The organism is Kutzneria sp. 744, from assembly GCF_000568255.1.
Lineage (GTDB): Bacteria > Actinomycetota > Actinomycetes > Mycobacteriales > Pseudonocardiaceae > Kutzneria.
Genome location: NZ_KK037166.1, coordinates 1,720,740 through 1,745,026, shown reverse-complemented (window position 1 = coordinate 1,745,026; position 24,287 = coordinate 1,720,740). Strand labels below are relative to the sequence as shown.

At 70.4% G+C, this 24,287-nt stretch carries 23 protein-coding genes and 1 riboswitch; of the genes, 15 read left to right on the top strand and 8 right to left on the bottom strand.

Going from position 1 to position 24,287, the window contains the following annotated elements:
- Positions 1–33: 33 nt before the first annotated feature.
- Positions 34–465, top strand: a complete 432-nt coding sequence (locus tag KUTG_RS66015; RefSeq protein WP_369794440.1) for a hypothetical protein — start codon at positions 34–36, stop codon at positions 463–465.
- A 289-nt stretch (positions 466–754) separates the two neighbouring features.
- On the opposite strand, the gene KUTG_RS07650 is transcribed toward KUTG_RS66015, so the two are convergent.
- Complete coding sequence (locus tag KUTG_RS07650) at positions 755–2,323, bottom strand: helix-turn-helix domain-containing protein (RefSeq protein WP_043715957.1); 1,569 nt, start codon at positions 2,321–2,323, stop codon at positions 755–757.
- A gap of 124 nt (positions 2,324–2,447) precedes the next feature.
- Here KUTG_RS07650 and pruA point away from each other — a divergent pair, with 124 nt between their 5' ends.
- Positions 2,448–4,073: an L-glutamate gamma-semialdehyde dehydrogenase gene (pruA, locus tag KUTG_RS07645; protein ID WP_043715955.1), complete on the top strand. Its 1,626-nt coding sequence runs from the start codon at positions 2,448–2,450 to the stop codon at positions 4,071–4,073.
- Between the two features lie 95 nt (positions 4,074–4,168).
- Positions 4,169–5,098 (top strand): proline dehydrogenase family protein, encoded by a 930-nt coding sequence (locus KUTG_RS07640; protein ID WP_043715953.1) that lies wholly within the window; start codon positions 4,169–4,171, stop codon positions 5,096–5,098.
- Positions 5,099–5,253: 155 nt separating this feature from the next.
- Here KUTG_RS07640 and KUTG_RS07635 read toward each other — a convergent pair whose 3' ends face one another.
- Positions 5,254–5,760 carry a hypothetical protein gene (locus KUTG_RS07635; RefSeq protein ID WP_043715951.1) on the bottom strand — a complete coding sequence of 169 codons (507 nt, stop codon included), beginning with the start codon at positions 5,758–5,760 and terminating at the stop codon, positions 5,254–5,256.
- A gap of 58 nt (positions 5,761–5,818) precedes the next feature.
- On the opposite strand from KUTG_RS07635, the gene KUTG_RS07630 reads away from it, so the two are divergent.
- Entirely contained in the window at positions 5,819–7,219 is a 1,401-nt protein-coding gene (locus KUTG_RS07630) for a glycosyltransferase family 39 protein (protein WP_043715949.1), read from the top strand.
- On the opposite strand, the gene KUTG_RS07625 is transcribed toward KUTG_RS07630, so the two are convergent.
- Entirely contained in the window at positions 7,216–7,671 is a 456-nt protein-coding gene (locus KUTG_RS07625; RefSeq protein WP_198047055.1) for an Lrp/AsnC family transcriptional regulator, read from the bottom strand. The genes KUTG_RS07630 and KUTG_RS07625 overlap by 4 nt on opposite strands.
- A gap of 111 nt (positions 7,672–7,782) precedes the next feature.
- Between KUTG_RS07625 and KUTG_RS07620 the strand changes: the two genes are divergently transcribed.
- The 3 genes from KUTG_RS07620 to KUTG_RS07610 are packed head-to-tail and all read left to right on the top strand — an operon-like array spanning position 7,783 to position 10,413.
- On the top strand, positions 7,783–8,595 hold the full coding sequence (locus KUTG_RS07620) for a tryptophan 2,3-dioxygenase (protein WP_043715947.1): 813 nt from the start codon (positions 7,783–7,785) through the stop codon (positions 8,593–8,595).
- Complete coding sequence (kynU, locus tag KUTG_RS07615; RefSeq protein WP_043715945.1) at positions 8,588–9,757, top strand: kynureninase; 1,170 nt, start codon at positions 8,588–8,590, stop codon at positions 9,755–9,757. Before KUTG_RS07620 ends, kynU begins: the two co-directional genes overlap by 8 nt.
- The gene (locus KUTG_RS07610) at positions 9,754–10,413 is read left to right on the top strand and encodes an alpha/beta hydrolase family protein (protein WP_052394172.1); all 660 of its coding nucleotides are present in this window, start codon (positions 9,754–9,756) and stop codon (positions 10,411–10,413) included. Before kynU ends, KUTG_RS07610 begins: the two co-directional genes overlap by 4 nt.
- On the opposite strand, the gene KUTG_RS07605 is transcribed toward KUTG_RS07610, so the two are convergent.
- Positions 10,401–11,255: a hypothetical protein gene (locus tag KUTG_RS07605; RefSeq protein WP_157494387.1), complete on the bottom strand. Its 855-nt coding sequence runs from the start codon at positions 11,253–11,255 to the stop codon at positions 10,401–10,403. The two genes, KUTG_RS07610 and KUTG_RS07605, sit on opposite strands and share 13 nt — an antisense overlap.
- 338 nt (positions 11,256–11,593) lie before the next feature.
- On the opposite strand from KUTG_RS07605, the gene KUTG_RS07600 reads away from it, so the two are divergent.
- Both KUTG_RS07600 and KUTG_RS07595 read left to right on the top strand, forming a co-directional pair.
- On the top strand, positions 11,594–13,513 hold the full coding sequence (locus KUTG_RS07600; protein WP_198047054.1) for an AfsR/SARP family transcriptional regulator: 1,920 nt from the start codon (positions 11,594–11,596) through the stop codon (positions 13,511–13,513).
- The gene (locus KUTG_RS07595; RefSeq protein WP_043715940.1) at positions 13,477–14,439 is read left to right on the top strand and encodes a tetratricopeptide repeat protein; all 963 of its coding nucleotides are present in this window, start codon (positions 13,477–13,479) and stop codon (positions 14,437–14,439) included. The genes KUTG_RS07600 and KUTG_RS07595 overlap by 37 nt, the downstream gene beginning before the upstream one ends.
- Before the next feature lie 78 nt (positions 14,440–14,517).
- On the opposite strand, the gene metH is transcribed toward KUTG_RS07595, so the two are convergent.
- Complete coding sequence (metH, locus tag KUTG_RS07590) at positions 14,518–18,120, bottom strand: methionine synthase (RefSeq protein ID WP_043715939.1); 3,603 nt, start codon at positions 18,118–18,120, stop codon at positions 14,518–14,520.
- Between the two features lie 14 nt (positions 18,121–18,134).
- Positions 18,135–18,211: riboswitch (S-adenosyl-L-homocysteine riboswitch) on the bottom strand.
- 169 nt (positions 18,212–18,380) lie between these two features.
- On the bottom strand, positions 18,381–19,049 hold the full coding sequence (locus KUTG_RS07585) for a GntR family transcriptional regulator (RefSeq protein WP_043715937.1): 669 nt from the start codon (positions 19,047–19,049) through the stop codon (positions 18,381–18,383).
- 39 nt (positions 19,050–19,088) lie between these two features.
- On the opposite strand from KUTG_RS07585, the gene KUTG_RS07580 reads away from it, so the two are divergent.
- Genes KUTG_RS07580 through KUTG_RS07565 form a run of 4 tightly spaced genes read left to right on the top strand, consistent with a single transcriptional unit; the run spans position 19,089 to position 21,826 of the window.
- The gene (locus KUTG_RS07580; RefSeq protein WP_043715935.1) at positions 19,089–20,108 is read left to right on the top strand and encodes an LLM class F420-dependent oxidoreductase; all 1,020 of its coding nucleotides are present in this window, start codon (positions 19,089–19,091) and stop codon (positions 20,106–20,108) included.
- A gap of 3 nt (positions 20,109–20,111) precedes the next feature.
- Positions 20,112–20,996: an oxygenase MpaB family protein gene (locus KUTG_RS07575; protein ID WP_043715933.1), complete on the top strand. Its 885-nt coding sequence runs from the start codon at positions 20,112–20,114 to the stop codon at positions 20,994–20,996.
- Between the two features lie 30 nt (positions 20,997–21,026).
- Positions 21,027–21,410 carry a hypothetical protein gene (locus tag KUTG_RS07570; RefSeq protein WP_157494385.1) on the top strand — a complete coding sequence of 128 codons (384 nt, stop codon included), beginning with the start codon at positions 21,027–21,029 and terminating at the stop codon, positions 21,408–21,410.
- Positions 21,411–21,442: 32 nt separating this feature from the next.
- Entirely contained in the window at positions 21,443–21,826 is a 384-nt protein-coding gene (locus tag KUTG_RS07565; RefSeq protein ID WP_157494384.1) for a hypothetical protein, read from the top strand.
- A 48-nt stretch (positions 21,827–21,874) separates the two neighbouring features.
- Here the strand turns inward: KUTG_RS07565 and KUTG_RS07560 are convergent, their stop codons facing one another.
- Both KUTG_RS07560 and KUTG_RS07555 read right to left on the bottom strand, forming a co-directional pair.
- On the bottom strand, positions 21,875–22,477 hold the full coding sequence (locus KUTG_RS07560) for an ATP-dependent Clp protease proteolytic subunit (RefSeq protein WP_084579015.1): 603 nt from the start codon (positions 22,475–22,477) through the stop codon (positions 21,875–21,877).
- A gap of 228 nt (positions 22,478–22,705) precedes the next feature.
- The gene (locus tag KUTG_RS07555; protein WP_043715926.1) at positions 22,706–23,332 is read right to left on the bottom strand and encodes an SRPBCC family protein; all 627 of its coding nucleotides are present in this window, start codon (positions 23,330–23,332) and stop codon (positions 22,706–22,708) included.
- Between the two features lie 298 nt (positions 23,333–23,630).
- Here KUTG_RS07555 and KUTG_RS07550 point away from each other — a divergent pair, with 298 nt between their 5' ends.
- A complete protein-coding gene (locus KUTG_RS07550; protein ID WP_052394171.1) occupies positions 23,631–23,939 on the top strand; it encodes a transglycosylase family protein in 309 nt (102 codons plus the stop codon).
- A 60-nt stretch (positions 23,940–23,999) separates the two neighbouring features.
- Positions 24,000–24,287, top strand: a 288-nt coding sequence (locus tag KUTG_RS07545) for a DoxX family membrane protein (RefSeq protein WP_157495527.1), incomplete at its 3' end; no start/stop codon positions are given.

The following is a 24,287-nucleotide window of genomic DNA, read 5'->3' as shown; positions in this document are numbered from 1 at the left end:
CGGGGAATATCACTCCTCCGAGGAGGTGGACCATTGTCTACCACGACACCGACGCATGTGCGCCTCTCTCGACGTGAATTGGCGATGCTCCACGCCATTGCCGCCGGCCGTGCCGAGACCACCACCAGTTGCGAACCCGACCTGTTCGTCGACGGTCTGGCCTGCTGCGACCAAATCGCCGCCCACCACCTCGCACATGCCGGTCTCATGCGCGCCGCCGGCCCCGCCAAGGAAGGGCAGCGCGTTCCCGCCGAACTCACCACCCCCGGCCACGTCGTACTCGCGGCACTGGTGAGCACCCGCCGACTGGCAAGCAGACCTACCTGGACGGCCGAGAACGACCTGCCTCGCCAACCGGGGACGGGGAAAGCGACGAAATTGCCAAGTGCGTCCTGGCCGCCGTCCCCGAGGCCGCCGCATGGATACCACGCGACCAACACCGTTCAGCACATCGCCGATTGCTGATCCAGCCCCGGAGGAGGCCCCGTCATGTTCGACATGTTGCGGTACGAGGATGTGGTCAAGGCTCACATGAGTGAAGCGGAGCGATGCGCTCGCCACCGCCGACTGGTGCGCCTGCTGCGTTCGCGCCGACGTCGGGATCGCCTGGCGAAGCGGGCGGAGCAGCAGGGTCGCCTAGGTCGGTCAGGACCACGTGGGCGATTCCTGGAGAGCCTGGTGCGTCTATTCATGGCTTGAGTGCCGATTGCGTGACATTTGCCAAGGCGATTACCGGGCGAGTCGAGTGCAGCCGTCAGTTCATCAGCCGGAGCTGGAGTTGGGCGACGAGGCGCTGGTCCGGATCCGACAGGTCGAGGCCGCTGAGCTCGCAGGCGCGGCGGACCCGGTAGCGCAGGGTGTTGGGGTGGACGTGGAGGCCGGCGGCGGCGGAGCGGACGTCGCCGAAGGCGTCGAGGTAGGCGAGCAGGGAACGGCCGGTGTCGGTGCCGGCCAAGGGATCGAGCCGGGGATCGCGGATCCGGGGATTGTCGGCGAGCAGGGTGAGGGTCTCGCTGAGCAGGACCTGGGTCCGCACGTCGGCCAGCGCGGCGACCTCGACCTCGGGGCGGCCGGCGATGGCGTCGAGGACCCGGTCGGCCTCCTGCCGTGACACGGGAACGTCCTCCAGCCCGGCGACGACGGAGCCGATGCCGGCCTGCACGGAGGCGCCGAGGTGCCGCCGGGTGGCGGCGACGGCGTCGCGGGTCATGGCGGTGACGGTGGCGGCGTCGGTGACCTCGGGCAGCAGCACGTACACCCGGCCGGCGATGGGCGTGACAAGGGCGGAGCGCCGGTACGAGGCGGCGTGCACCGAGATGACGCTGATCATCTCGGCCCGGTGCAGCTCCACCTCGCTGCGGGTGCGATCGGTGCTGCGCAACAGGAACGCGATGACGGCGGCGGGCCTGCGGGGGTCGGCGCCGATCTGGCCGGCGACGGAGGCGCCGGTGACCCGGCCGTCGAGGACGCCGGCGAGGAGGTTCTCGCGCAGGCGAAGTCCGGCGCTGGTGGTGTTGCGGTGCTGCACGAGGTGCAGTGCGGTGATCCGGGCGGCGCCGAGCAGCGCGCGGTCGGCGTGCTCGGTGAGGGGAAGGCTGCCCTCCTGCACCCAGACGGTGCCGAGCGGCTGGGAGCCGGCGTGGATGCCGACGGCAATGCGGCGCTTGATGCCCAGCTCGGGCCGCGCGTCGATGTGCACGACGTCCTCGCCGGAACGAAGCCGCTGGTAGACGCCCCATTCCCGGAGCATCTTCAGGTACGGCTCCGGACCCTGCCGGCCGAGGATGGACAGCCGCCGCAGCTCGTCGACCTCGTCCGAGGACCGCGAGTAGGCCAGCACGCGGTTGGCCGTGTCCTCGATGCTGACGCTGCCGCCAGTCAGCGCGGCGATGGTCTGGGCCAACGAGAACAGGTCGCCGAGCACCTCGCCGGCGTCGGCGTCGGCGGTGCCGCGGGCGGCGCTGACCACGTTGCGCGCCAACGATTCCAGCTGTTCCCAGCGGACCTCGCCGCGGACGTCCAGCAAGGCGACACCGGCGTCGGCGGCGGTCTGCCGCAGCGGTTCGGCATCCTTGACGGCGACGGCGGTCGCCCCGCGCTTGCCGGCCGCCCGCACGTGCGCGGCGGCGGACTTGCCGCGGGCGCCGATCACCAGCACCAGGTCGCCGGGGCGAGAGTCGGGGGCGTCGTCGGGATCGAGGATGACGACGTCGCGCACCTCGGCGTCGAGGCCGTCGGGGGCGGTCAGGACCTCGACGAACGGCTCGCCCAGCGCGAGCAGCAGCTGCTGAATGCTCGAACCGGCGATGGCGGCATCCTCCAAAGCGGGCGTGATCCTTTGTCCGTCCCCACAAACCGACACCCACAAGCTTAGCCGTTCGTACAACACGGCGCCGGCCGCCGGTGCATAGCCTTCTGCCATCGACGACGTCGCCGAAGGAGTGCCAGTGGATGCCGTGACGCAGGTCCCGACCCCCGTGAACGAGCCGGTGCTGCAGTACGCGCCGGGCAGCCCGGAGCGGACCGAGCTCGAGGCGAAGCTGGTCGAGCTGGCCAAGGAGCAGGTCGAGCTGCCGCTGACCATCGGCGGGCAGCGGCGCATGGGCGGCGGCGAGCGCGTCGACGTCGTGCAGCCCCACAACCACCGCCACGTGCTGGGCACCTTCGCCGGCGCCACCCAGGCCGACACCCGCGACGCCATCGCCGCCGCCAAGGCCGCCGCCCCGGCGTGGCGCGCGATGCCGTTCGACGAGCGGGCCGCGATCCTGCTGCGCGCCGCCGACCTGCTGTCCGGCCCGTGGCGCTCGACGCTGAACGCGGCGACCATGCTCGGCCAGTCCAAGACCGCCATCCAGGCCGAGATCGACGCCGCCTGCGAGCTGGCCGACTTCTGGCGCTTCAACGTGGCCTTCGCCCGCGAGTTGCAGGCCAAGCAGCCGGAGAGCTCGAAGGGCGTGTGGAACCGCACCGACCACCGCCCGCTGGAGGGCTTCGTCTACGCGATCACGCCGTTCAACTTCACGGCCATCGCCGGCAACCTGCCGACCGCGCCGGCGCTGCTGGGCAACGTCGTGCTGTGGAAGCCGTCGCCGACGCAGACGTTCTCCGCGCACCTGACCATGCAGCTGCTGGAGCAGGCCGGCATGCCCCCGGGCGTGATCAACCTGCTGACCGGCGACGGCATCGCCGTGTCCGAGGTGGCGCTGGCCGACCCCGACCTGGCCGGCATCCACTTCACCGGCTCCACCCGGACCTTCCAGCACCTGTGGGCCACCGTCGGCGCCAACATCGCCAACTACCGCAGCTATCCACGGCTGGTCGGCGAGACCGGCGGCAAGGACTTCGTGCTGGCGCACCCGTCGGCCAACCTGGACGTGCTGCGGACCTCGCTCGTGCGGGGCGCCTTCGAGTACCAGGGCCAGAAGTGCTCGGCGGCCTCTCGGGCCTACATCCCGCGGTCGCTGTGGGCACGGCTGCGTGACGACCTCGTGGCCGAGACCGAGGCGCTGAGCATGGGCGACGTGACCGACCTCAGCAACTTCATGGGCGCGGTGATCGACCGCCGCTCGTACGACAAGCTGGCCGGCGTGCTGGACCGGGCCCGTTCCGACAGCAAGCTGGACGTCATCGCCGGAGGCACCGCCAACGACTCCGACGGCTACTTCGTGCGGCCCACCGTCGTCGTCGGCGAGGACCCCTCGCACGACGTGTTCACCACCGAGTTCTTCGGCCCGGTGCTGGCCGTGCACGTGTACGAGGACAACGACTTCGACTCGGTACTGTCCACTGTGGACTCCGCGTCGCCGTACGCGCTGACCGGCTCGATCATCGCCGACGACCGCTTCGCGGTGCTCAAGGCCTCCGACGCGCTGCGCTTCACCGCCGGCAACTTCTACATCAACGACAAGCCGACCGGCGCCGTCGTCGGCCAGCAGCCGTTCGGCGGCGGCCGGGCGTCCGGCACCAACGACAAGGCCGGCTCCGTGCACAACCTGCTGCGCTGGGTCAGCCCGCGGTCGATCAAGGAGACCTTCGTCGCCCCGACCACCGTCCGTCACCCCCACCAGGGCTGAAACGCCACATGTGCACGGGTCTACAGAATCTAACGCTGGGGTCACATGCGCGCCACATGTGACAAAAAACTGGGTTACAGAGAGTGAGGAGTCTCATGCTGCGCACCGCGTTGCTGGCCGCCGCCCGTTCGCCGCTGGCCCGCCAGGCCGTCGAGCGCACCCCACTGGCCAAGCCGGTGGTGCGCAGGTTCGTGGCCGGCTCCTCGCTCCGTGAGGCCGTCGACGTGACCTCGTCGCTCATCGCCGACGGCCGCAAGGTCACGCTCGACCACCTCGGCGAGGACACCACCGACTCCGCCCAGGCCGCCGCCACCGTGCACGCGTACGAGCGGCTCCTGGCGGAGCTGGGCTCCGCCGGCCTGTCCGGTGGGGCCGAGGTCTCCGTCAAGCTGTCGGCCGTCGGCCAGTCGCTGCCCAAGGACGGCGAGAAGATCGCCCTGGACAACGCCCGGCTCATCTGCGAGGCCGCCGCGGCCGTCGGCACCACGGTGACCCTCGACATGGAGGACCACACCACCACGGACTCCACCCTCGGCATCCTCGGCGACCTCCGGGTCGACTTCCCGTCCACCGGCGCCGTGCTCCAGGCCTACCTGCGCCGCACCGAGCAGGACTGCCGCGACCTCTCCGGCGCCGGCTCCCGCGTGCGCCTGTGCAAGGGCGCCTACAAGGAGCCGGAAACCGTTGCCTACCAGGACAAGGCCGACGTCGACCTGTCCTACGTGCGCTGCCTCAAGATCCTCATGGCCGGCTCCGGCTACCCGATGATCGCCTCGCACGACCCCCGCCTGGTCGCCATCGCCGCCGACGTCGCCGAGGCCGCCGGCCGCACCCCCGACACCTACGAGCACCAGATGCTCTACGGCGTCCGCCCCGATGCCCAGCGCGAGATCGCCGCCGCCGGCAAGACCCTGCGCGTCTACGTCCCCTACGGCGACCAGTGGTACGGCTACTTCATGCGCCGCCTCGCCGAGCGCCCCGCCAACGTTGCCTTCTTCCTCCGCTCCCTAGCCACCAAGAGCTGAACCCCCGCGAGTTCACCCAAGAATTAAGCACCGTCCGGCACACTGAAATACGCTTTCGAGCACACCCGTCACGCCACATGCGCTTCCCCTGTGTCACCTGGACGCAAATGGGAAGCGCATGTGGCGTTTCGGGGCGGCTCGTGCTGCGCTGGCAGTTACAGCGCGACGTAGCGGGGGTCGGGGTCGCCGAACTCCAGGCCGTTCTCGTCGAGCGCGTTGCTGACGGTCAGGCGTTCGTGCTCGAACAGGAAGCTGGGGGCGCACATGCCGTCGGCCATGTCGGGGCCGGAGTACCGGAACAGCTCCGCGGACAGGAGCAGCTGGCCTTGCAGCGCGGCGAGCTCGGGCACGGCGTCGTGTCGCCAGCCGAGGTGGATGGCGGAGTCGGGGTCGCCGTAGGTCCAGGTGGCGTTGCGCACCGGGTCGATGGTGTTCCACGTGATCGACAGGTCGTCGAACTTCTGGTGGCTGATCTCGACCTGCTCGCCGTCGAAGTCCAGCAGCACGGGGATGTCGGCCCACCAGTCGTCGCCCCAGGCGAGCCAGGCGCGGCGCAGCCGGCGGCCGGCGAGGGCGCGGAGGCGGTCGCCGTGGACGGCGGCGTTCTGTCGACCGCGGATCCACTCCGGCCGGTAGCCGTCGACGTCGAAGGGGTAGGACACGGGACTCCTTTCGCAAAGCCGTGGTCGATTGTGCCGGAGCGAGGGAAGATCGGCGGCCATGGGCAGAGTGGCGTGGCGTCCGGTGCTGATCGTCGCGGCGGTGGCCGCCGTCGTGCATCTGACGGTGGCGTTGCGGTACGGGTGGCATCGGGACGAGTTCTACTTCGTGACGGCGGGGCAGCATCCGGCCTTCGGCTACGTCGACCAGCCGCCGCTGGCGCCGCTGTTGGCGGCGCTGGCCGGGAACCTGCTGGTGCTGCGGGTGCTGGCGATCCTGGCGCAGGTGGGGTGCATCGTGCTGACGGCGATGCTGGCGCAGGAGTTGGGCGGGGACCGGAAGGCCCAGACGCTGGCGGCCGCGTGCATCGCGGCGAGTCCGATATTCGTGGGGGCCTCGCTGCTGTTCGGCCCGACGGTGCTGGACCAGGTGGTGTGGATCGCGATTTTCCTGACGACGGCCCGGGCGCTGCGGATCGGCACGGTGCGGAGCTGGCTGTGGCCGGGCGTGATCGCCGGCATCGGCCTGGAGAACAAGGACACGGTGGCGGTGCTCCTGGCCGGCCTCGGCGTCGGGCTGCTGGTGTGTCGCCGGGACACGCTCCGCACCTGGGGACCGTGGTTGGCGGCGGGAGCGGCGTTGCTGATCGCGTTGCCGAACATCATCTGGCAGTTCGCCCACGGCTGGCCGCAGTTCGGCATGGCCGCCGTGCTGTCGGACCGGACGGGCGGCACGCTGGGGTCGCTGATCCAGTTGGTGCTGCTGGCGATCCTCCAGGCCGGCCCGCCGCTGGTGGCGATCTGGGTGCTCGGCGCGCGCCGACTGGCCACAGTGGACTTCCGCTGGCTGCTGATCCTCGTGGTGGTCGTGGCGGTCGTGTTCACGTTGGCGGGCGGCAAGTCCTACTACACGGCGCCGGTGCTGGCGGCGCTGTTCGCGGCCGGGGCGACCAGGCTCAAGTCCAAGGCGTGGGTGCCTTTCATCGTGCTTTCCGGTGTGGTGGCGGTGTTCCTGACGCTGCCGATCCTGCCGCCGTCAGTGCAGACCCACCTGAACGCCATCGACCCCCAGCCGCTTGCCACCTACGGCTGGCCCGAGTTCGTGGACCAGGTCAAGAAGGCCGAGGCCGCCATGCCGCCGGGCACGCCCATCCTCACCAGCAACTACGGCGAGGCCGGCGCCCTGACCATTCTCGGCGGCCTCGACAACGTCTACAGTGGACACAACTCCTACGCCGACTGGGGGTCGCCGCCGGGAACCTCGCCGACGGTGCTGTGCGTCGGCGAGTTCAAGGCCGCTCAGCTCCAGCTGGGCTGGCGGGTGGTGCGGCCGATCGCCGAGATCACGCTGCCCGACGGCGCGCAGAACGAGGAGACCCTCAACCACGCCACCATCTTCCGCTGCGAACAACCCCGCGGCAGTTGGGCCCAGCTGTGGCCCAGGCTGCGGCACCTGAGCTAGGAACCCAACGCAGCCCGGGTCACCGGCCGCGACGGCACCGGCCACGAGAGGATCATGGCGCTGGAGGTCTCACCGTAGCCCCACAGCCGTTCCAGCACGGCGGTCAGCTGCCGCACGTCGGTGGCGGCGATGTGCACGACGGAGCAGACGTCGCCGGTGAGACGCACGATGGAGAGGATCTCGGCGAAGTCGGCGACGCGCTCGGGTTGCAGGGTGATGCACCGCGGCCCGTAGCAGCGCATGGAGACCAGGGCCTGCACGCCGAGGCCGACGGCGGAGACGTCGACGGTGGCGCGGTAGCCGGTGATCACGCCGGCCTCCTCCAGCCGCCGCACCCGCTGGGCGATGGTGGGGGAGGAGGCGCCGAGCCGCCGGGCCAGCTCGTTGAACGAGGTCCGGGCGTCGGCCTGGAGCTCGTTGAGCAGGCCCCAGTCCAGGTTGTCCAGCTCCATCTCACGAGTGTAAACCGCAAACGCTCACGACTTTATGATCGACAATGAAACAGCCGTCAAATCGAAGCGACGCCCATTCCACGGGTCACCCGATCGAGCGACGATGGAGGCGTGAAGACCGAGCCGAAGCTGGAGTTCGCCGAGCCGAGCCCGTACGACCGGTACGTGCACGCCTCGACGCTCACGTCCCTGCAGCAGCCCTGGTCGGACGACCCGGCCGAGATGGCGTTCCTGATCACCACCCAGGTCATGGAGCTGTGGTTCACCCTGCTCGTGCACGAGTGGCGCACGGCCCGCGACGCGCTGCGCCAGGACCGGCTGGGCGACGCGCTGGCGGCGCTGCGGCGCAGCCAGCCGCAGCTGAAGGCGCTCAACGCCTCCTGGCAGCCGATCGCCTCGCTGACACCGGGCCAGTTCAACTCCTACCGCTCGGCCCTGGGCGAGGGCTCGGGCTTCCAGTCGGCGATGTTCCGCCAGCTGGAGTTCGTGCTGGGCGACAAGAGCGCCAGCCTGCTCCAGCCGCACAAGGCGGTGCCGCAGGTGCACCGCGAGCTGGAGAAGGCGCTGCACGAGCCGAGCCTGTACGACGAGGTGCTGAGCTACCTGCACCGTCGGGGATTCGCCATCCCGCAGGAGGTTCTGGACCGGGACGTCTCGCAGAAATACCAGGAGCATCCGGGCGTCGAGGCGGCGTGGGCTGAGATCTACCAGGATCCGCGCCATGATGATCTGGTGACACTGGGAGAGGCACTGACGGACGTGGCCGAGCTCGTGGGCCACTGGCGCACCGATCACCTGCTGGCGACCCGCCGCGCGATGGGGGCCAAGCCGGGCACCGGCGGCTCGGCCGGCGTGGCCTGGCTGGAGAAGCGGGCCAACAAGGTCGTGTTCCCCGAGCTCTGGACGGCGCGCAGCCATGTCTGACCTCACGGAGCGGGCGGCGAAACTGGACGCCGACGACCCGTTGGCCGGCCGACGGGACCTGTTCGACCTCGACGACGGCGTGGTCTACCTGGACGGCAACTCGCTGGGCGCGCTGCCCCGGCACGTGCCGGCCAAGGTCGCGGACGTCCTGACCCGGCAGTGGGGCCGGATGCGCATCCGATCGTGGACCGAGGGCGGCTGGTGGGAGGCCCCGGAGCGCATCGGCGACCGCATCGCCCCGCTGGTCGGCGCGGCGCCGGGCCACGTGGTGGTCGGCGATTCGACCAGCGTCAACGTGTTCCGGGCGGTGATCTCCGCCCTGCGCATGACGCCCGGCCGCGCCGAGATCCTCGTCGACGCAACGACTTTTCCCACCGACGGCTATATCGCGGCCTCGGCCGCACGGCTGGCCGGCGCCACGGTCCGCGCCGTCCACCCGGCCGAAGTGCCCACGGCGCTGAGCGGCAACACGGCCGTGGTGCTGCTCAATCACGTGGACTACCGCTCGGGCCGCCTGCACGACATGGGTGCCCTCACGGCAGCCGTGCACAACGCCGGCGCCCGCGTGATCTGGGACCTGTCGCACAGCGCCGGCGCCTTGCCGGTCGACCTGAAGACAAGCAACGTGGATTTCGCCGTCGGCTGCACGTACAAGTACCTCAACGGCGGTCCCGGCGCGCCGGCCTTCTTCGCCGTCCGGCCGGATCTGTTGCCCCAGCTGGATCAACCGCTCGGCGGCTGGTGCTCGCACCGTGAACCGTTCGCCATGGACTCGGAGTACGTTGCGGCGGAAGGCATCGCCAAGGCCCGGGCCGGCACGCCGGAGATCGTGTCCCTGCTGACCCTCGACGCCGCGCTGGACGTCTGGGACGGCGTCGACCTGCACCAGCTGCGGCAGAAGAGCCTGGCCCTGACCGGGTTCTTCGAGGACTGCGTGGCCGAGCTGGCCCCGGCGGCGCGCAGCGTCACGCCGGAGATCCGCGGCAGCCAGGTCTCACTGTCCTGTGTGGACGCCGAGCGGGTGATGGGGGAGCTGATCGCCCGGGGAGTGGTGGGCGACCACCGCCCGCCGGACCTGCTCCGCTTCGGCTTCACGCCGCTGTACACCCGCTTCGTCGATGCCTTGCGGGCGGCGGAAATCCTCGGTGAGATCCTCGCATGAGGACCGTCAGCTACGGCGATCACGCCGACAACCTCGTCGATGTCTGGGACAACAGCGACTCCGACACGGTCGCGGTGCTCGTGCACGGCGGCTACTGGCGAGTGGCCTATGGCCGTTCGTACATGGCGCCGTTCGCCGAGTACCTGCTGGCCCAGGGCATAGCGGTGGCCTCGCTGGAGTACCGGCGGATCGGCAACGGCGGCGAGTGGCCGGTGATCCTCCAGGACGTCGCCGCCGGCGTGGACAAGGTCGTGGAACTGTTCCCCGGCAAGCGGATCGTGCTCGTCGGCCACTCGGCCGGCGGGCACCTCGCGCTGCTGGCGGCCGACCGTCCGGGCGTGACCAGGGTGGTGGCCGTCGGAGGCCTGTGCGACCTCGCCCGGGCCCACGAGCTGGGGTTGAGCAACAACGCCGTGACTGAACTGCTGGGCGGCGACATCGGTCATCTGGCAGAGGCGGACCCGATGAACCGAATGCCGCCGCCCGTGCCCGTGACCCTGATCCATGGCGACGCCGACACTCACGTGCCGCTGGAGCTTTCCCAGCGGTACCAGGCAAAAAGCGGCGCCGAGCTGGTGGTGCTACCCGGGGCCGACCACTTCGAGGCGGTCGAGCCCGGCGCAGCGGTCACGGTGCAGGCGATTCAGCGGCGATAGGTGTACACGGTGATGTCGGTGTTGCAGGGCGCCGGCGGCAGCACCTCGACCCGCAGGTTGCCGGTGGCGGCGTCGTAGTCGACGCCCTCGGCGGTGTACGCGCCGACGCAGGTGCTGGCCAGCGGCAGCTGCCCGAGCGAGGTGACGTGCGCCTTGACGTCCTTGCCCCGCAGCTCGTGCTGGAGATCGATCTGCAGCAGCGGCTTGCTGGTGGGGTAGAGGTCGTTGTTGGAGTCGTCGGACGCGCAGATCAGCCGGGTCGAGGTGACGAAGTCACAACCCTGGAGGTTGCGGACCGGCTTGTCCAGCAGCACCTTGGCCGCCAGCGGCAGGGTGCCGCCGCCGGCCGGCAGCGCCTTGTTCAGCACCGGCGCCGGCCACACCAGCAGCCGGTCGATCTGGGCCAGCTCGCTGGACACCAGCCACTGCCCGTCCGGCGTGACGGCGGTGTACGCGTTGGAGTTGGCCACCACCTCGTCCGCGCCCAGGGTGTGCGCGTACTCGTACTTCTCGCCGGTCGGCGTGGTCACCAGCATCATCTTCTGCGTGATGGTGGCGGTGGTCTGCTGGTAGGGGTCGAAGACGTAGCCGTGCAGCGAGTCGGAGTCGCCGATGTGGCCCCAGCCCTCGGCCTTCAGGTTGGCCGGGATGGTGTTGCCGGCGGTGTAGTACACCTGCACGGGCTGCCCCGGCAGTCTGACCGTCGCGACGCCTTCGCCGCCGACGGCCGCGGCCACGGTGGTCTTGTCGACCACGTGCCAGGAGTCGTGGTGTGCCTCGTTCGCCAGTGCCGCCGGGGCGGCGAAGGCGGTCAGCATGGCCGCGAACAACACGGCTGTCACGCCACGGATCATCGAGCTGCCTCCTCAAGCAGGAATCCGAACAAGGAAAGCTAGAAGGAGCGTCTGCGCACGTCAATGGGCCATTTCCGAGTTCACATCGGTGAACAGGACGGGCCCGTCTTCTTGTTCCACGATGACGTCAGTGCCGACTGAAGTTCGTATACGTGAAATGAATAGACCGGAATTACGGCCTCGAATAGGGAAAGGTGAACGGCGGATGGCCGCCGACCGACGGTGACAACACGATGACCGCCCGCGAGTGGTTAATGCTGTTCACTCACCCGTTCGGGTATAGCGTGAGGATCGCCGGTACCGCTCTCACGCACGGAGTTTTGGCGTTGACGATCACCGAGGAGACCGCCCGACCCGATCTGGGGCGCCTGCGCATCGGCCTGCTCGGACCGGTCCGCGCGTGGCTGGACGACGCCGAGGTGGCGGTCGGCCCGCCGCGCCAGCAGGCGCTGCTCGCGGTGCTGGCCACCAACGCCAACCAGGTGATCTCCCGCTCGGAGCTGATCGACGCCATCTGGGGCACCGAGCCGCCGGCCAGCGCCGTCGGCAGCGTGCACACCTACGTCGCCGGCCTGCGCCGCGCCCTGGAGCCGGCCCGCAAGTCGTTCCAGGTGCTGGTCAGCGCCGGTTCCGGCTACAGCCTGCGGCTCGGGCCGGAAGGTGTCGACGCGGAGCGCTTCACCCGGTACCGGCAGACCGCGCGGCGGCTGGTGGCCGACGGCGACGCCGAGGCGGCGCTGGCCGAGTTCGAGCAGGCCCTGGCCCTGTGGGCCGGCACCCCGCTGGGCGGCATCGGCGGCCCGTTCGCGGACATCGAGCGGCAGCGGCTGGCCGAGCTGCGCCTGGACGTCCTGGAGGAGCGGGCCGATCTGCTGCTGACCCTGCGCCGGCCGGCCCAGGTCGTCGCCGCGCTCAAGGACGTGCTGGTCGACCACCCGCTGCGCGAGTCGACGCGGACGCTGCTGATCACCGCCCTGCACCAGCAGGGCCGGGTCGGCGAGGCCAAGTCGATCTACCAGGACGGCGCCCGACTGCTGGACGACCGGCTGGGCGTGCAGCCCGGGCCGGCGCTGCGCCGCGCGTACGAGACGCTGATCGACGCCGGCAAGCCGGTCGAGGAGGTGCTGCCGCGGGTCGTGCCGTCGCAGCTGCCGCACGACACCCGGCGTTTCACCGGCCGGGGCGACGAGCTGCGCCGGCTGGATGCCCTGCTGCCGGTGGCCGGGGCCGTCGGCGGCGGCAGCACGGTCGTCATCACGACCATCGAGGGCACCGCCGGAATCGGCAAGACCTCGTTGGCCGTGCATTGGTCGCATATGGTCCGTGACCTGTTTCCCGACGGACAGGTCTATTTGAACCTGCGCGGATTCGACGTTACGGACAAACCGGTCCAGCCTCATGACGCCCTGTACACCTTGCTGTCGGCTTTCCGTGTGCCGTCGGAGAAGATTCCGCAGGGCACCCAGGAGCGCAGCGCGATGCTGCGGGCCGTGGTCGCCGGCCGTCGCATGCTGATGGTGCTGGACAACGCCGTGTCGACCGACCAGGTCACGCCGCTGCTGCCGGCCAACCAGAGCTGCGTGGTGCTGGTGACCAGCCGAAACCGGCTGGACGGGCTGGTCGCCACCGGTGACGGCCGGCAGGTCACGCTCGGCCTGTTCGACGAGGTCGACTCGTCGGCGCTGCTGTCCAGCTACCTCAGCCCGGAGCGGGTCTCCGACGAGCGCGAGGCCTTCGACGAGCTGCTGGCCCTGTGCGCGGGGCTGCCGCTGGCGCTGAGCATCGTCGGCGCGCGGGCCTGGTGCAGCCCGAACCTGCCGCTCGCGCAGTTCGTCGACGAGCTGCGGGACGCCCACTTCCGGCTCGACGCCCTGGACACCGGCGACGACGCCGCCTCCAGCGTGCGGGCCGTGTTCTCCTGGTCGTTCGACGCCCTGACCCCGGCCGCCAAGCGCATGTTCGGGCTGCTCGGCCTGCACGCCGGGCCCCGACGTCAGCCGGCATGCCGCCGGCGCGCTCGCCGACGTGACCGAGGACGAGGCGCGGGGCCCAGCTGGACGACTGGTCCCGGGCACACCTGCTGGAGCTGCGGGCCGACGGCCGCTACCAGTTCCACGACCTGCTGCGGGTCTACGCGCTGGAGCGGGCCACCAGCGACGAGTCCGAGGCCGAGCGCGACGCCGCCGCGCGGCGGGGCGTGCGGTGGTACATGCACGCCGCCAACCAGGCCGACCGCGTCATGCTGACGTTCAAGCCCGTGCACAACATCATCGACCCGCCGGAGCACTGGAGCTTCCCCACCCAGCCCGACCCCGACCACGCCAAGGCCTGGTTCATGGCCGAGGAGACCAATCTCGTCGAGGCCATCCGGCGGGCCGTGGAGATCGGCGAGCACGCCGTCGCGTGGCGGCTGCCGCAGACCATGTCCAGCTTCTGGTACGTCTACAACAAGCGCTGGGAGCTGTGGAACGAGATGCTCCACATCTCGCTGGAGCACGCCGTCCTCGACGGCAACGTCAACGGCGAGGCCTCCGCCCACTCCTCCCTCGGCATCGTCGCCAACGACCTCAAGCGCTACGACGTGGCCGTCGACCACTACCTGCGGGCCATCGAGCTGTTCCCGCAGACCGACGAGAAGTGGTTGGTGGGCATCACCTACAACTCCCTCGGCCACACCTACGTCGCCATGCGCCGCTTCCCCGAGGCGATGGCCGCCCTGCGCACGGCGGCCGAGGCGTACGAGGAGACCGGCAACATCTGGGGCCGGGCCTGGGCCCTTCAGGGCACCGCCTCGGCCTACAACGCCATGGGGGACCACGAGAAGGCGTTGGAGTACGGGCGGATGACCCTCGCCGCCTGGCACGGCGTCGACTACAAGCACGGCATCGGATCGGGGCTCAACCTGCTCGGCGAGATCCACCTCGCCGCCGGCGACTACACCTCGGCCATCGACTACTACGACCAGGCCGTGCAGGCCCGGCAGGCCATCAACGACCGCTTCGGCATCGCCAACGCCCTGCGCGGCAAGGCCTTGGCCGAGTGGCGGGCCGGCCTCGTCGACGACGCCCGCGAGTCGTACCGCCGGGCCCTGCCCATCCTGACGGCCCTGGAGTCCCCGGAGCTCTCCGCCGTCGAGGAGCAGTTGGCCCAGCTGGACGCCGAACACCCCTGAGAACCCCGTTATGCAGGGAAGGACGCCTTACCCTCGTTGAACGAGGGTAAGGCGTCCTTCCCTGCATGCCAGGAGGAGTTACTCGGGGTCGTAGGCGAGGTTGGGGCGGAGCCAGCGCTCGACCTCGGCGACGGGCATGTTGCGGCGGCGGGCGTAGTCCTCGATCTGGTCCCGGCCGAGGCGGCCGACGGTGAAGTACTTGGCCTCGGGGTGGGCGAAGATGATGCCGCTGACGCTGGCGGCCGGGGTCATGGCGTAGGACTCGGTCAGCGCCATGCCGAACTCGCCTGCGCCGAGCATGTCGAACAGGCCGGCCTTCTCGCTGTGGTCGGGGCTGGCCGGGTAGCCCAGCGCCGGCCGGATGCCACGGAAGCGCTCGGCGTGCAGGTCGGCCAGCTCGGGCTGGGCGTCCGGCTCGAACCAGTCGCGCCGGGCCTGGAGGTGGATGTACTCGGCGAAGGCCTCGGCCAGACGGTCGGCCAGGGCCTTGACCATGATGGCCCGGTAGTCGTCGTTGGCGGCCTCGTACTTGCCGGCCAGCTCCTCGGCGCCGAGGATCGCCACGGCGAAGCCGCCGAGGTGGTCGCCGGCCGGCGCGATGTAGTCGGCCAGCGAGCGGTTGGGGCGGCCGTCGGGCTTCTTGGTCTGCTGGCGCAGCATCGGGAAGTCGGGCGCGCCGTCGAGGAAGATGTCGTCGCCGTCGGAGCGCGCCGGCCAGAAGCCGTACACGCCCTCGGCCCGCAGCGAGCCGTCGGCGATGATCTGGTCCAGCAGCGTGTTGGCGTCGTCGAACAGCTCCCGCGCCACCGGGTTCTCCAGGATCGCCGGGTACTTGCCCTTGACCTCCCAGGCCAGGAACAGGAACGTCCAGTCGACCATCTCCCGCAGCGCGGTCAGGTCCGGGCTGACCCGCCGGGTGCCGGTGAACGGCGGCGTCGGCAGGTCGTCGAAGGACACGACCTCGCGGTTGGCCTTGGCCTGCTCCAGCGTGAGCAGCGGCTGATGCTGACGGTTGGCGTGCTGCACGCGCAGCCGCTCCTGCTCGACGGAGTTTTTCTCCGCCAACACTTCGGCCCGCTCCGGGTCCATCAGGTCGGAGACGACGCCGACGACCCGGGACGCGTCCAGCACGTGCACGGTCGTCGACTCGTAGGCCGGCGCGATACGGACGGCGGTGTGCTGGCGGGAGGTGGTCGCGCCGCCGATCAACAGCGGCAGCTTGAGCCCGCGCCGCTGCATCTCCGCGGCCACCGACACCATCTCGTCCAGCGACGGCGTGATCAGGCCGGACAGGCCGATCGCGTCCGCGCCCTCGGCCACGGCGGTGTCCAGGATCTTCGCGGCCGGCACCATCACGCCGAGGTCGATCACGTCGTAGCTGTTGCAGCCCAGCACCACGCCGACGATGTTCTTGCCGATGTCGTGCACGTCGCCCTTGACCGTGGCCAGCACGACCTTGCCGTTGCCGCGCGAGGCCTCGACCACGCCGGCCAGCCGCAGCTGCTCCTTCTCCTCCTCCATGAACGGCTCCAGGTAGGCCACCGCGCGCTTCATCACCCGTGCGCTCTTGACCACCTGCGGCAGGAACATCTTGCCGGAGCCGAACAGGTCGCCGACGATCTTCATGCCGTCCATCAGCGGACCCTCGATGACCTCCAGTGGCCGCTTGGCCTGCTGGCGGGCCTCCTCGGTGTCCTCCTCGATGAAGTCCACGATGCCGTGCACGAGCGCGTGTGACAGGCGCTCCCGCACCGGGGCCTCGCGCCAGGACAGGTCGACGACCCGCTTGGTGCCCTTGCCGTTGACCGTCTCGGCGAACGTGACGAGCCGGTCGGTGGCGTCCTCGCGCCGGTCGAAGATCACGTCCTCGACCAGCTCCAGCAGGTCGGCCGGGATGTCCTGGTACACGGCCAGCTGGCCGGCGTTGACGATGCCCATGTCCAGGCCGGCGGTCACCGCGTAGTACAGGAACGCCGAGTGCATGGCCTCACGCACGACGTCGTTGCCACGGAAGGAGAACGACAGGTTGGAGATGCCGCCGGAGGTGCGCGCGCCGGGACAGCGCTGCTTGATCAGCGGCAGCGCGTCGATGAAGGCCTTGGCGTAACCGTTGTGCTCGCTGATGCCGGTGGCCACGGCCAGCACGTTGGGGTCGAAGATGATGTCCTCGGCCGGGAACCCCACCTTCTGCGTGAGCAGGTCGTAGGCCCGGCCGCAGATGTCGACCTTGCGCTGGGTGGTGTCGGCCTGGCCCTGCTCGTCGAAGGCCATCACGACCACGCCCGCGCCGTACTCGCGGATCCTGCGGGCCTGGGCCAGGAACGGCTCCTCGCCCTCCTTCAGCGAGATCGAGTTGACCACGCCCTTGCCCTGCACGCAGCGCAGGCCGGCCTCCAGCACGCTCCACCGCGAGCTGTCGATCATGATCGGGATCTTGGCCACCTCGGGCTCGGTGGCGATCAGGTTCAGGAACGTGGTCATCGCCTGCTCGCTGTCCAGCAGGTCGGCGTCCATGTTGACGTCCAGCAGGTTGGCGCCGCCGCGCACCTGCTCCAGGGCCACGTCCACGGCGGCCTGGTGGTTGTCGGACTCGATGAGCCGGCGGAACTTGGCCGAGCCGGTGACGTTGGTCCGCTCGCCGATCATCACGAAGCCGGTGTCGGCGCCGATCGCGAACGGCTCCAGGCCGCTGAACCGGGTGGCCGGCTCGACGGTCGCCAGCGTGCGGGGCTTGAGGCCCTTGACCTTCTCGGCGATCGCGGCGATGTGCGCGGGCGTGGTGCCGCAGCAGCCGCCGGCGATGTTGAGCAGGCCGGACTCGGCGAACTCGCCGACCAGCGCGCTGGTCTCGGCCGGCGTCTCGTCGTAGCCGCCGAAGGCGTTGGGCAGGCCGGCGTTGGGGTGGGCGGCCACGTGCGTGTCGGCCAGCCGGGCCAGGTCGACGATGTGCGGGCGCATCTCGGTCGCGCCCAGCGAGCAGTTCACGCCCACGACCAGCGGCTTGGCGTGCTCGACGGAGCGCCAGAACGCCTCGACGGTCTGCCCGGACAGCGTGCGGCCGGACAGGTCGACGATGGTCACCGAGATCCACAGCGGCAGGTGCGGGGCCACCTCCTGCGCGGCGGCGATGGCGGCCTTGCAGTTGAGGGTGTCGAAGATGGTCTCGATGAGCAGCAGGTCGACGCCGCCCTCGGCCAGCGCGGAGATCTGCTCGGCGTACGAGTCGCGCACCTGGTTGAAGGTGACCGCGCGGTAGGCCGGGTCCTCGACGCGTGGGGACAGCGACAGGGTGACGTTGAGCGGGCCGATCGAGCCGGCCACGAAACGGCCGCCGAACTCGTCGGCGGCCTGCCGGGCCAGGCCGGCGGCCTCGACGTTCATGTCGCGGACCAGGTGCTGCAGGTCGTAGTCGGCCTGGCCGATGCTGGTCGCGGTGAACGTGTTGGTGGTGGTGATGTCCGCGCCCGCGGCCAGGTACTGGCGGTGCACGTCCAGCACCACTTCCGGGCGGGTCAGGTTGAGCAGGTCCGGGTCGCCGGTGACGTCCTTGCTGTGGTCCGCGAACCGACCGGCGATGTAGTCCTCGGGACCCAGTCCCGCGTTCTGGAACATGGTGCCCCAGGCGCCGTCGAGCACGACGATCCGCTGTCCGAGCAGTTCCTTCAGCGCGTCTGCGCCCACAGCTGGCCTCCCTGTTGTGGGAGGCGCCCTTGTTCACGGTGACTCGGCCGAGCGTGGCGGGCCCGAGCCCGTTGCAGCGCCTCTCGACCTCAAGAAAGATTACCGGAGCCGCCCCGGGCACAGGCAGAAACCCGCACAGCTGTCCCCGCGTACCTCTCCCACCTGCTGGAACAACGCCTGGTGGTGCTGGAAAAGTCCCAGCTCCCAGCATGTGGAACGCGGCCGGCGCCGAGGACGGCTCGGCCGGACCGGTCCCACTGTCACCCGGTCGGTGAGGTCCACATGCCGACCGCGTCGAGGTGCCGCAGCAGCCGCCACTCGCCGTCCTTGACGTGCCGGAACACGGCCTCGCGGGCGGCGTTGGCGTCCCGTGCCCGCAGCGCGGCGACGATGGCGGTGTGGTCGGCGACCACCTGCACCCGCCACTCCGGGTCCCCGGTGTAGACCCGGGCCGGCGTGTAGCGGCTGGCCATGTCCAGGAACCGGGCCAGTTTCCGGGAGCCGGCGGCCTTGTTGATCAGCAGGTGGAACTCGTACTCCAGGGTGGACAGCTCGTGGTGGCCCTCGGCCCGGGCCAGCTCGTCGGCGATCTGCTGCACGTGGTCGAGCTGCTGGTCGCTGATCAGCGTGGCGGCCCGGCCGACCAGCCGGGCGGCGAGATCGGCCTGGAGGTCGAACATGTCCTTGACGTCCTGGCGCGACAGCGGGCTGACCACGAAGCCGCGGCGGGGCTCCAGCTCCACCATGTCCTCGCCGCGCAGGGCCAGCAGCGCCTCGCGGACCGGGGTGACGCTCACGCCCAGCTCGGCGGCGACCGCGTCGAGACGCACGAACTGCCCGGGTCGCAGCGTGCCGGACATGATCGCCTCGCGGAGATGCGCGGCGACCTCGTCGGACAGCTGCGGGCGCGACAGCAGGGGCCTGGCCATAAGATATATTATATGTGCGATCCTACGAGGAGGTCGGACATGCGGCTCAGCGTGCCCCTTCAGTACGCCGGCGACGCGATCCAGCTCATGGAGCAGGTGGTCGCCCTGGAGCGGGCCGGCCTCGACGCGGTGTGGGTGGCCGAGGCGTACGGCTTCGACTCGCCGACCCTCATGGGCTACCTGGCCGCGCGCACCGAGCGGCTGCTCATCGGCTCCGCGATCCTGCCGATCTACTCCCGCACACCGGCCCTGATCGCCCAGACCGCCGCCGGTCTCGACGCCGTGTCCGGCGGTCGGGCGCTGCTCGGCCTCGGCGCGTCCGGGCCGCAGGTGATCGAGGGCTGGCACGGCGTCCGCTACGACAAGCCGCTCGGTCGCACCCGTGAGGTCGTCGACCTGTGCCGGCGCATCTGGCGTCGCGAGGTGATCACCAACGACGGCCTCTACCCGCTGCCGCTGCCCGGCGGCACCGGCCTCGGCAAGCCGCTGAAGATCCTCACCAAGCCCCTGCGGGACTCGATCCCCGTGTACCTGGCGTCGCTGGGCGACAAGAACGTGGAGCTCACCGCCGAGATCGCTGACGGCTGGCTGCCCACCCTGTTCCTGCCGGAGAAGGCTTCTTCGGTGTGGGGCAAGGCATTGGCGGCCGGCCAGGACAAGCGGACCCTGACCACGCCGCTGGACGTGGTCGCCGGCGGCCTGCTGGCCATCGGCGACGACGTGGCCCCGCTGCGGGAACTGGCCCGGCCGACGATCGCCCTGTACGTCGGCGGCATGGGCGCACGGGACCGCAACTTCTACAACGACCTCATGCGGCGGTACGGCTACGAGGCCGAGGCGCGCACCATTCAGGACCTGTACCTCGCCGGCCGCAAGGACGAGGCCGCCGCCGCGGTGCCGGCCGAGTTCCTGGAGCTCAGCTCCCTGATCGGGCCGGCCGGGCACGTCAAGGAGCGGGTCGATGCGTACCGGGAGGCCGGCGTGACCATGCTCAACGTCAACCCCGTCGGGCCCGATCCGATCGGCGACGTGCGCACCCTGCGCGAGTGGCTGGGCTGACTCGTGGGCCGCTGGGACAACCTCAGGCGCATCCTGTCGCTGGATCCCGAGCGTGACCACCAGGAGATCTACCGGCTGTCGGCGGGCTTCGAGTTCCCGTGGGACTTCCAGCGGTCGCTGGAGTTCGCCCTGTTCCGCACCTACTCCGTGCCGTCCATCTCCACGCTGCTGGCCGCCACCCGCGAGTTCGAGCTGCGGCCCCAGCGCCGGTACGACGACACCGCGCTGCTCATGGCCGAGATGATGGAGCACGGCTACGACTCGCCGCGCGGCAAGGCCGCCCTGCGGTCGGTCAACCGGGCCCACGGCCGGTTCCGGATCAGCAACGAGGACATGCTGTACGTGTTGTCCACCTTCGTGTTCGAGCCCGTCCGCTGGCTCGACCGCTTCGGCTGGCGGCGCCTGTCCGACCACGAGCGCCTGGCCGGGTTCCACTTCTACCGCGCCGTCGGGACCCGCATGGGCATCCGCTCGATTCCTAGCAGCTACGCGGAGTTCGAGCAGTTCAATGTGGACTACGAGCGGACGAACTTCGTCTACACCGACACCAATGCCGCCGTCGGTCGCTACACCCTGGAGCTGTTCTGCTCCTGGTACCCCGCAGCCTTGCGCCCGGCGATCCGCCCCGCCCTGCGCTCCCTCATGGACCGCCCCCTGTTGGACGCCTTCGGTTTCGCGCCCGCCCCGCCTTGGCTCACCCGCCTGTCCGAGGCCGGCGTCCGGTTGCGGTCAGCCGTGGTGCGGGAACTGCCGCCCCGCCGGCATTCCAAGCTCGCCAACGACCCCGGCAACCGGACGTATCCCGGCTACCCCACCGGTTACGACCCCGCCGACCTCGGCGCCGGCGAGCCGCCAAAAGACATCGATCCGTCGCTGCTGCGCCGGTAGAGTCGGCCGGCATGATCGTCCGAAGGGACCATGCCGCGTAGACGGCCCCATGAGCTGCGGGTTCGCCGCAGCGATGCCAAGCAGGAGCCCGGGCTACCCCGTGGCTCCGCCCGCCTGGTGAGCGCTTTGGCCGTTCTGGAGCGCAACGGCCTCGACTCCGTCGCCGGTGCCCTGCGCGTCTGGCGACTCGAAGTCCGGGGACAGCTGGTGCTCACCGGCTGCGATCATTGCGACGAGAGCCCGATCGAGGCCCGGCGGACCCTCGATGCCGCCCTGCGGTCGCTGCCGCCTCGGCCGGCCCGTGAGCTGCGGGAGATGGTGGCCCCGCTCGACGCCCTGTACGTGGCCAAGACCGTGCCCGACCCGTCCGTCCACCCCGATGTCCCGGAGTGGTTGCGGCGCATGAGGTCGTAGAGTGGTGGACATGACGATCTTCCGAAAGGGTCATGCCGCGTAGGCGCCCCCATGCGCTGCGGGCGGTCCACATCCCCCGCAGACCGACACCCCGGGCGCGCGGGCTGCCGCGCGCTTCCGCCCGGTTGGCCGGCGCCGTTCGCCGCTGGGAGCAGCATCCCGGCCAGATCGCCTGGGCCTTGAAGGTGTGGACCGACGCCGTTCGCGACCCGCATGACCGCTACTACCGCGACCGGTCCTGGGAATTCCCGTTCGAGGTGCGCGAGACGCTGGAGTCGGCGCTGCGCGGCCTGCCCCGGCGCGCGGCCCGTGAGCTGTTCGACCTGGTCCGCCCGCTGGACGAGACGTACCTGGCCAACACCGCCAACAACCCGTTCGCGGCCCGCGGCGACCCGTGGTGGTACAAGCGCCTATAGGAAAAGGGCCTTCCCCGGAGGGAAGGCCCCTTTCCGCACAACCTCACATCAGATCTGGTCGGCGGACCGCTCGATGACGTGGTCGATGAAGCCGTAGGTCAGCGCGTCCTTGGCGGTGAACCAGCGGTCGCGGTCGCCGTCGCGGATGATGGCCTCGACGGGCTGGCCGGTCTGGCGCGCGGTGATCTCGGCCAGCTCCTTCTTCCACAGGGCGTAGACCTCGGCGCGGATCTTGATGTCCGAGGCGGTGCCGCCGACGCCGCCCGAGGGCTGGTGCATCATGATCCGGGCGTAGGGCAGCGCATAGCGCTTGCCGGGGGCGCCGGAGGAGAGCAGGAACTGCCCCATCGACGCGGCCAGGCCCATGGCGTAGGTCTGCACGTCGGGCTGCACGAACTGCATGGTGTCGTAGATCGCGAAGCCCGCGGTCACGGAGCCGCCGGGGGAGTTGATGTAGAGCTTGATGTCCTCTTCGGGGTTCTCCGCGGTCAGCAGCAGCAGCTGAGCGACGATCCGGTTCGCCACGTCGTCGTCGACCTCAGAGCCGAGCACGATGATCCGGTCGCGCAGCAGGCGCTCGTAGACCGAGTCGGTGAGGTTCATCCCGGACGCGGCGCGCGCCACGAGGTCCGCGTTGGCGTGGTGTTCCACTTCTGTCCGCCTCTTCTTGAAAGCCAGGACTTCCTGATTTCTGACCGTCACTCTAGCCGAGCGGATCGCGGCGGAGTCGGCCGGTGCGACCGTGTTCGCCCACAGCAGTACAAGGAGCCCGCTACCCGCCCCTGACCTGCGACAACGGCCGCCGACTCCGGTCAAGCGGCGTGTCGCGGGCCATTAAACGTTCGCGTTCGGCGGAATTGTTTTTCGCCACGGAAATCGTCAGGGCGCACCGGTGTAGAAGCCGATGGTGCGCTCGCCGACCTCCGTCGCCTTGGCCGGGTCGGCGCCGGACGCGATGTCGGCCTCGATCCACTGCCGGCCGCTGGCCGTGTAGAACTCCTTGGCCTCGGGGGAGGTCATCCACTCCGCGGCGGCCTCGGGCGTCATACCGGCCCCGGTGGCCAGGTACATGGCCAGGCCGAGCACCGCGCCGTCCCAGCCGATGCCGACCGCGCCGGGGCCGTAGGTGTCCCAGTGCTCGCCGACGACGGCGATGTGGTGCAGCTCGAACAGCGTGCCGCCGTCGACGGCGCTCAGGCGCACCTCGATCCAGCTGACCTGGTCGCCCATCTCCCACGTGGCGTCGAAGGCCCGGGGCGCGTCGCACGCGGTGACGGTGCCGCCGGCGTTGCCCTGGAGCTGGTAGTGCCCGCCGAGCTTGAGCTCGCCGGTGACGGGCAGGAACCAGCGGGCGATGCGCTCGGCCGTGGTCACGGCCTCCCACAGGTCGTCGAGGTCGGTGTCGTACGTCTGGCTGACGGTGACGGTGCGGGCCTCGCCCGCCTCCAGCGTCCGGCTGCCGACCCGGCGGCTCACGGCGTTGATCTGCTGCTTCACGTCGAACATGGCTGGCAAAGTATCAGCACGGGCTTATATAAGCAACGGGTGCCGTTGCCGTTCGGGTGAAGTTGGCCGCGGCGGCGGCCCGCGCCCATCCGGCGGCCGCGCGGCTGTTCTGATAGTGCGGCAAGGGATCCCGGAAATGCGGTCGGACCGCAAGACGATCTTCGGTGGGCGTTGGCCGCGGGCGTTGCGGCGGTAGCTGGACCGAGTGATCACATTCTGTGACCGCCGTGAAGACCGGTGGTGGCCGCCACGGGGGTCTGCTTACGTCCGGCCCATGGCACCAGGACGAAGTTCCAGGATGGCTGTGCTGGCGGCGGCGGTGTGCGGGCTGTTGCTGCTCGCCGCGTCGCCGGCGTCGGCCGACCCCAGCACGAGCGAGTGGCTGAAGCTGCGCCGCTGCGAGTCCGGCAACCGCTACGACCTGAACACCGGCAACGGTGAGTACGGCGCCTACCAGTTCACCCTCCGCACGTGGCAGGGCCTCGGCGGCACCGGCTACCCGCACCGCGCCGCCGCGGCCACGCAGGACGCCAAGGCCTTGGCGCTGTGGCGGCAGCGCGGCTGGCAGCCCTGGACCAACTGCGCACGGAAGTGCGGCCTGCGCTGAGACGGGTTTGTCGGGTCGCCGGCGGGTACTCCCACCGGTGACCCGACAAGGAGACCGACGATGCTGAAAGTGCTGGCCCGGCCCATGCTGTCGGCGGTGTTCATGACGAGCGCATGGGAGACCCTGAAGGACCCGGCCCCGCTGGCCAAACACGCGGAGCCGATGATCGAGCGCTACCGCAAGGTGCTGCCGGAGTGGGTGCCCACGGACGCGACGACCCTGGTTCGGGTCGACGCGTGCCTGAAGCTCGGCGCCGGCCTGCTGCTCGCGGCCGGCCGGATGCCCAAGGTCGCGGCGTTCGTGCTGGCGGCCGACCTGGTGCCGACCACGCTGGTCGGCCACCGGGTC